Here is a 6,312-nt window from a genome sequence, read left to right as displayed (position 1 = left end):
CGTCGGTCTCATCGTCTACCTCATCTCCTTCTTCGTCAAAGGAGAGGAAAAGTAACCACTCAGTGATACAACCCTTCCTCATTGAGTCTTCGGGCGGCATTGGCCGCCCCTTTTTTTGCCTTCACGAACGCCCCACATTTTTTCTCGACGCCTTCTTAGTCTGCATCAAGGCCGGAGCGGTACAGCCTTTCTAGACTCACCGCATTACTGAAGCGAGGCGCAGCATGGAAGAATGGGTCGGCAAGCTCTGGCACCGCTGGATTACCAAAGCAGCAGGCGGCCACTATCCGGACGCTGCCGTGGCCCTGAAAACCATGGAGCGCCCTCTTGCCATTTTTTTCCGCGCCCTGGGGGGCGATGCCGGCCTGCGTGTCGCCGCCGCGACCGCTGATGCCTATGGCGACCGGCGCACCTGGCTGGCACGGGTGGCGGGCAGCGGCGAGCGCCTGAGTTTTGCCCGCCGCGACGAAAACACCCTGCGTCTGCCCCCACAGCTCGACGCTTTTCCCGATCCCGCACTGAACCGCGACCTCTATTACTGGCTGGCGGCACAGGCCGCCTGTCTGGATCGTCTGCCGGCCGAGATGACGCGCCCGGAAATCGGCTACCTGCGCCGCAATCAGGCGGCGACCCTGCTTGCCCTGGCCACCTGGCCAGGACTGGCCAGCCGCTACCGCCGCCTGGTCGCTGCCTATCTGCCCGAGCGTCTACCGCCAGGCAAGATGCCTCCCGACGAAGCCGAACGCGAACGCGCCATCCGGCGCGCGCTGGAAGACCCGGGTTCGGTCGACGTACTGCCGGAGGTCAGCGCCAAAGCGCCGCCACCGCAACCTGTCCTGCTTTGGCTGCAATGGCAGGACACCACCGACACAGCCGACAACCGACGCCAGCGCGAGGATGGCGGCAGCGAGGGCAGCGAACAAAGCGAAGGCGGCGCCAGGGATGCCTCGCAGGATGCACACCGCGCGGAACAGGTGGAGGCGCCGAAAGAAAAACACGGCATGCTGATTTTCTTCCGGGCAGAAAGCCTGCTGTCAGTTGCTGAATTCTTGCGCGTCAATCGCAGCGTTGACGACGATCCCGATCCCAACGCCGAAGATGCGGCTCGCGCCATGGAGCAGCTCGCACTCGCCGAAAACGATGACAACGAACGGATCGCCTCGCGCATCCGCTTCGATCTCGACCTCCCCTCCGCTGCCGAAGACGATATTCCGCTGGGCGAAGGCATTCCGTTGCCGGAGTGGGATTACCGCAAGCAAAGCATGCAGCCCGACCATGTCCGCCTGCAGGAAATGGCCTCCCGCCACGCCGAACCGACGCCCTTGCCGGAACGCCTGCGCCGCACGGCGCGCCGGCTGCACCAGCAGTTTTCTGCCATCCAGCCTGGCCGCCGCTGGCTGAAAGCGCAACCGGATGGCAGCGAGCTCGATCTTGATGCCGTGGTACGCGCCACCACCGATCGCAAAAGCGGCCTGCACAGCAGTGGCCAGCTGCATCTGTCGCTGGAAAAACGTGAACGCGATCTGGCCTGCCTGGTGCTGGCCGACCTGTCCCTCTCCACCGACACCTGGGTCTCGAGCGACGCCCGCGTCATCGATGTGATCCGCGATGCCCTGCTCCTGTTTGGCGAAACCCTGCGTTCGACCGGCGACCGTTTCGCCATCTGCGGCTTCTCATCGGTGCGCCGCAATCAGGTACGCTTCCACCGTCTGAAGGAATTTGCCGAACCCTTCAACGACGCGGTGCGTGGCCGCGTCCAGGCCATCCGCCCCGGCTACTACACGCGCATGGGCGCCGCCATCCGCCGCGCCAGCCAATTGCTCACCGAGGAAGCCGCCAGTCGGCGCATCCTGCTCATTCTCTCCGACGGCAAACCGAATGATCTCGACCTTTACGACAGCCGTTACGGCATCGAAGACACGCGCGCGGCAGTGCACGAGGCCCGCCGTCTGGGCCTGATCCCGTTCTGCCTGACCATCGACCGCGAAGGCGGCGGCTATCTGCCCCACCTGTTCGGCCCCACCGGCTACGCCATCGTCCGCAGCCCGGAAGAACTACCGCAGCGGCTGCCGATGTTCTACGCCCAACTGACGCACTGATGCGGCAGCAAAACAACACGCTGACATTTTTCTACAAACGGCGGCGCTGACATCCGCTAAGATGCGGGCCTGTCGACAAAATCCACTACCCCGCATGCCGAGGTCACTAGCCATCAAGCGCCGGAAAACGGCACACACTCGCTGTTCCAGGCATAAAAAAACCGGCTTGGAGCAAGCCGGTGAGCACACGCTGTTGATGACTGACAAGATGAATGTCAGGCTGGCGGAGAGGGTGGGATTCGAACCCACGGTACCTTGCGGTACGCCTGATTTCGAGTCAGGTACATTCGACCACTCTGCCACCTCTCCGCAGCGGGCCGCATCATAGCACAGCTTATGCTCAGGATTCATCGCCTATCTGCTTTTTGCGCAATTCTTTTCACCGCCCTCCTGGTGGCCGGTTGCGGCAACTGGCAATCGTCGCTCCCCTTTCCCACGCCGGGCAAGCAGGATCTTGTCGTGCTGCTGGAAAAAGGCCCGCTCACCCATCTGGACGATAGCGGCAACCCCAACAACGGCCTTGAACATGACCTGCTCCAATTGTTTGGCGAAGAACTGGGCGTGCCGGTGCGTTTCATCACCAGCCCGCGCAGCACCTTCGCCCAGCAGATCAGGCAGGGCGACTACCACATCGCCGCCGGCTGGCTGTCGCCCAATAGCGATTCCAGTAGCGTCAGCAGCGCCCCCTTGTTTTCCACCCACGACCTCCTAGTTCAGGACGATGCCTCGCTGCCGCTCACCGACTTGGCGCAGTTGGCGGACAAGACGGTACATGTGCTGGCAGGATCGCGCCAGGCACAGACTTTGCGACAACTGGCGGAAAAAATCCCCGGGCTCACGGTCGTTGCGGTCGACCGCAGCGACATCCTGGATCTGCTCGATGAAGTAGGCGACCACAAAATCAGCTATGCCGCCATGGATTCCCGCCTTGAGGACCTGGCCAGCCAGTACATCCCCAGCCTGCGCAGCACGTTGACCTTGAGTGAGGCAGCCCCCATCGTCTGGCAACTGGGCGCGCATCCCAATCCGGAGCTACAGGCCCGGCTGGACGAATTCATCCACCGCGTACGTGCCGACGGCACCTTGAGCCGCCTGGAAGAACGCTACTTCGGTCACGTGCACCGCCTGACGCCGCTGGATATCGAAAAATTCCAGACAGCCATCGAGCGCACCCTGCCCCGCCTGCGCCGCTTCTTCCAGGACGCCGAGCGGCAAACCGGGATCGACTGGCGGCTGATCGCCGCCCTCGCCTGGCAGGAATCGCACTGGGACCCTTTCGCCACCAGCTACACCAATGTGCGCGGCATGATGATGCTGACCGAGGACACTGCCGACCGTCTGAAAGTCAGCAACCGCCTCGATGCACGCGAAAGCATCCTGGGCGGTGCGCGTTATCTGAACATCCTGCGCGAGGGTCTGCCGCCCGACGTCCCGGAGCCGGACCGGACCTGGCTCGCCATTGCCGGCTACAACCTGGGCCCCGGTCATCTCAACGCCGGCCGTTCGATCGCCAGGCAGATGCAAGCCGATCCCAATGCCTGGGTCGACATGCGGCGCATCCTGCCCCTGATGGCCAAACCGGAGTACTACAGCCGGCTGAAATCCGGCCGCGCCCGCGGTGGCGAAGCCGTGATCATGACCGAGAACATCCGCAGCTTCTACGACATCCTGATGCGCCGGGAAGCGCCGTTGCCCAGCGACCCACTGGCAGCACTCAACGACACCCAGAAGAGCCTGAGCATTTCCCCCGCACCCCGCTCAGGGCAAGGCATCAAACCCTAGCCACACGCCTACCGGGCACGGTGCAAACGAAACGCCGGGGACGGGCCCCGGCGTGGTCACCGCCCGCTTACGGCGTCAGGACTGTCATGCCGCCCATGTAGGGACGCAGCACTTCTGGCAGGGTCACGCTGCCATCGGCGTTCTGGTAATTTTCCAGGATCGCCACCAGGGTACGCCCGACCGCCAGGCCGGAACCATTCAGGGTGTGGCAGATTTCCGGCTTGTTCTTCTCGTTGCGGAATCGCGCCTGCATGCGGCGGCCCTGGAAGGCGCCGAAATTGGAGCAGGAGGAAATTTCGCGGTAGGTATTCTGTGCCGGCAGCCACACTTCCAGATCGTAGGTCTTGGCTGCCGAAAAACCCATGTCGCCAGTACACAGTACCACCCGGCGGTAGGGCAGACCCAGCTTCTCCAGAATCACCTCGGCGTGCGCGGTCAATTCTTCGTGAGCGGCTGCCGACTGCTCCGGATGCACGATCTGCACCAGTTCAACCTTGTCAAACTGGTGCTGACGAATCATGCCCCGCACGTCGCGCCCCCCCGAACCGGCTTCCGAGCGGAAGCAGGGGGTGTGGCAGACAAATTTCAGGGGCAGCGCCTCGGCGGCAAGAATCTCGTCGCGGACAATGTTGGTCACCGGGACTTCGGCGGTCGGAATCAGGTAGAGCGGGTCCTGCTCGCCGCGCAAAACCTTGAACAGATCTTCCTCGAACTTGGGCAGCTGACCGGTACCGTAAAGACTGGCGGCATTGACCAGATAAGGCGCGTAAAGCTCGGTGTAGCCGTGCTCGGCGGTGTGCGTGTCCAGCATGAACTGCGCCAGCGCCCGGTGCAGACGGGCGATACCGCCCTTGAGCAGGGAAAAACGGGCACCGGAAATCTTGGCAGCAGTGGCGAAGTCGAGCTGTCCCAGTGCCTCGCCGACATCGGTGTGATCCTTGACCGGGAAGTCAAAAACACGGGGGGTACCCCAGCGTTTCACTTCGACATTAGCGCTTTCATCTGCCCCCACCGGCACGGACGGATCGGGAATGTTGGGCAAGCCGGCAAGCAGTGCATTGAATTCGTTCAATAGTTCACTCAGCCGGCTTTCCGATGCCTTCAACTCATCGCCCAGCGCCCCCACCTCGGCCAGCACGGCGGAGGCATCCTGCCCCTGACTCTTCAACTGGCCAATCTGTTTCGAGAGCGTATTACGCTGCGCCTGCAATTCCTGGGTACGGGTCTGCAAGGTTTTGCGTTCAGCTTCCAGCACGGAAAAGGCCGTGAAGTCGATGGGCTTGCCGCGTTTGGCGAGCGCGGCGGCCACGCCGTCAAGATCGGCGCGCAGTTGTTGGATATCGAGCATATTTTTTTCCTGATGCGGCAACGCCGGAGGCGCCGCCGCCAATGAATAAAGCGGCGATTATACGTGAGCGCTGGCCCCCGGTCGGGAGGCAAGCACAGCAAAAAAGAAGGCATGCGGCGGCACGGCATGGCGTCCCGGGAGTATCATGTCAGCCCCACAAAATAAGCCATCAGCATTCAGACCGCATGACACACCTCTTCCGGCGCACCTTTCTCACTGCCTTGTTATTCGCTGCGCAGACCGCCTGGGCAGCCCCGTCCACCGCAGCGGACACGCTCGACACCTGGTGCAACGATCTCGGCAAACGCTTGCGCAGTGTTAACGCCAGCGACTGCCGCAAGCGCAATTTCCAGATCGCTCCCGAGCGCACCAGCGGCCAGCGTGCCCTCGTCTGGCAGGATATTGCAGCCGCACCGCAAAAGGGCGCAACCCACGGCAAAACCCCGCGTGTTCTGGTGATCGGCGGCATTCACGGCGACGAGTTGACCTCTGTCTCGATCGTCTTCCGCTGGCTCAACTGGATTGACGAAGCAGCGCCTCGGCGCTACCACTGGCGCATCATTCCCCTGGCCAATCCGGATGGCCTCTACCAGCGGCCACCGACACGCGGCAATCTGCAGGGCGTCGACCTCAACCGGAACTTTTCCACACCCGACTGGGAAAAGGATGCTCACACTTACTGGCAAAACCGCACCCGCAGCGACCCACGCCGCTATCCCGGCCAGAGCGCCGGCTCGGAAATCGAGACCCAGTGGTTGCAGAAGCAGATCGAGACCTTCTCCCCGGACATGATCATCAGTGTGCATGCCCCGTACAACCTGCTCGACTACGATGGCCCCTCGCCGCATCCGCTGCGTTTTGGCCGCCTGGCACTCAACCGCCTCGGGGTATATCCCGGTTCGCTGGGCAATTACGCCGGACTGCACAAGAACCTGCCGGTGGTGACCATCGAACTGCCACACGCCACCAGCATGCCGACCCTGCGCGAGCAGCGGGCGATGTGGGACGACATGCTGCGCTGGATGGAAAAAAATCTGCACGGCATACGCGGCAACTAACCCGGCGCATGGTTTTTCCGGAAAC

The 6,312-nt window shown here is 62.7% G+C and carries 4 protein-coding genes and 1 tRNA gene; 3 read left to right on the top strand and 2 right to left on the bottom strand.

Going from position 1 to position 6,312, the window contains the following annotated elements:
- Positions 1-224: 224 nt before the first annotated feature.
- Complete coding sequence (locus JYJ39_RS10805) at positions 225-2,099, top strand: nitric oxide reductase activation protein NorD (RefSeq protein ID WP_205204275.1); 1,875 nt, start codon at positions 225-227, stop codon at positions 2,097-2,099.
- A gap of 221 nt (positions 2,100-2,320) precedes the next feature.
- Here JYJ39_RS10805 and JYJ39_RS10800 read toward each other — a convergent pair.
- Positions 2,321-2,408, bottom strand: a tRNA-Ser gene (locus JYJ39_RS10800).
- Positions 2,409-2,435: 27 nt separating this feature from the next.
- On the opposite strand from JYJ39_RS10800, the gene mltF reads away from it, so the two are divergent.
- The gene (gene mltF, locus JYJ39_RS10795; protein WP_205204274.1) at positions 2,436-3,881 is read left to right on the top strand and encodes a membrane-bound lytic murein transglycosylase MltF; all 1,446 of its coding nucleotides are present in this window, start codon (positions 2,436-2,438) and stop codon (positions 3,879-3,881) included.
- A 67-nt stretch (positions 3,882-3,948) separates the two neighbouring features.
- On the opposite strand, the gene serS is transcribed toward mltF, so the two are convergent.
- Positions 3,949-5,229, bottom strand: coding sequence for a serine--tRNA ligase (gene serS / locus JYJ39_RS10790; RefSeq protein ID WP_205204273.1), 1,281 nt, complete (start codon positions 5,227-5,229; stop codon positions 3,949-3,951).
- 185 nt (positions 5,230-5,414) lie between these two features.
- Here serS and JYJ39_RS10785 point away from each other — a divergent pair, with 185 nt between their 5' ends.
- On the top strand, positions 5,415-6,287 hold the full coding sequence (locus tag JYJ39_RS10785; protein WP_205204272.1) for a M14 family zinc carboxypeptidase: 873 nt from the start codon (positions 5,415-5,417) through the stop codon (positions 6,285-6,287).
- Positions 6,288-6,312: the final 25 nt, after the last annotated feature.

The sequence above is a fragment of the Azonexus hydrophilus genome, from assembly GCF_905120355.1.
Taxonomy (GTDB): Bacteria; Pseudomonadota; Gammaproteobacteria; order Burkholderiales; family Rhodocyclaceae; genus Azonexus.
The sequence above is the reverse complement of the archived record's forward strand: the minus strand, read 5'-3'. Positions and strand labels throughout refer to the sequence as shown.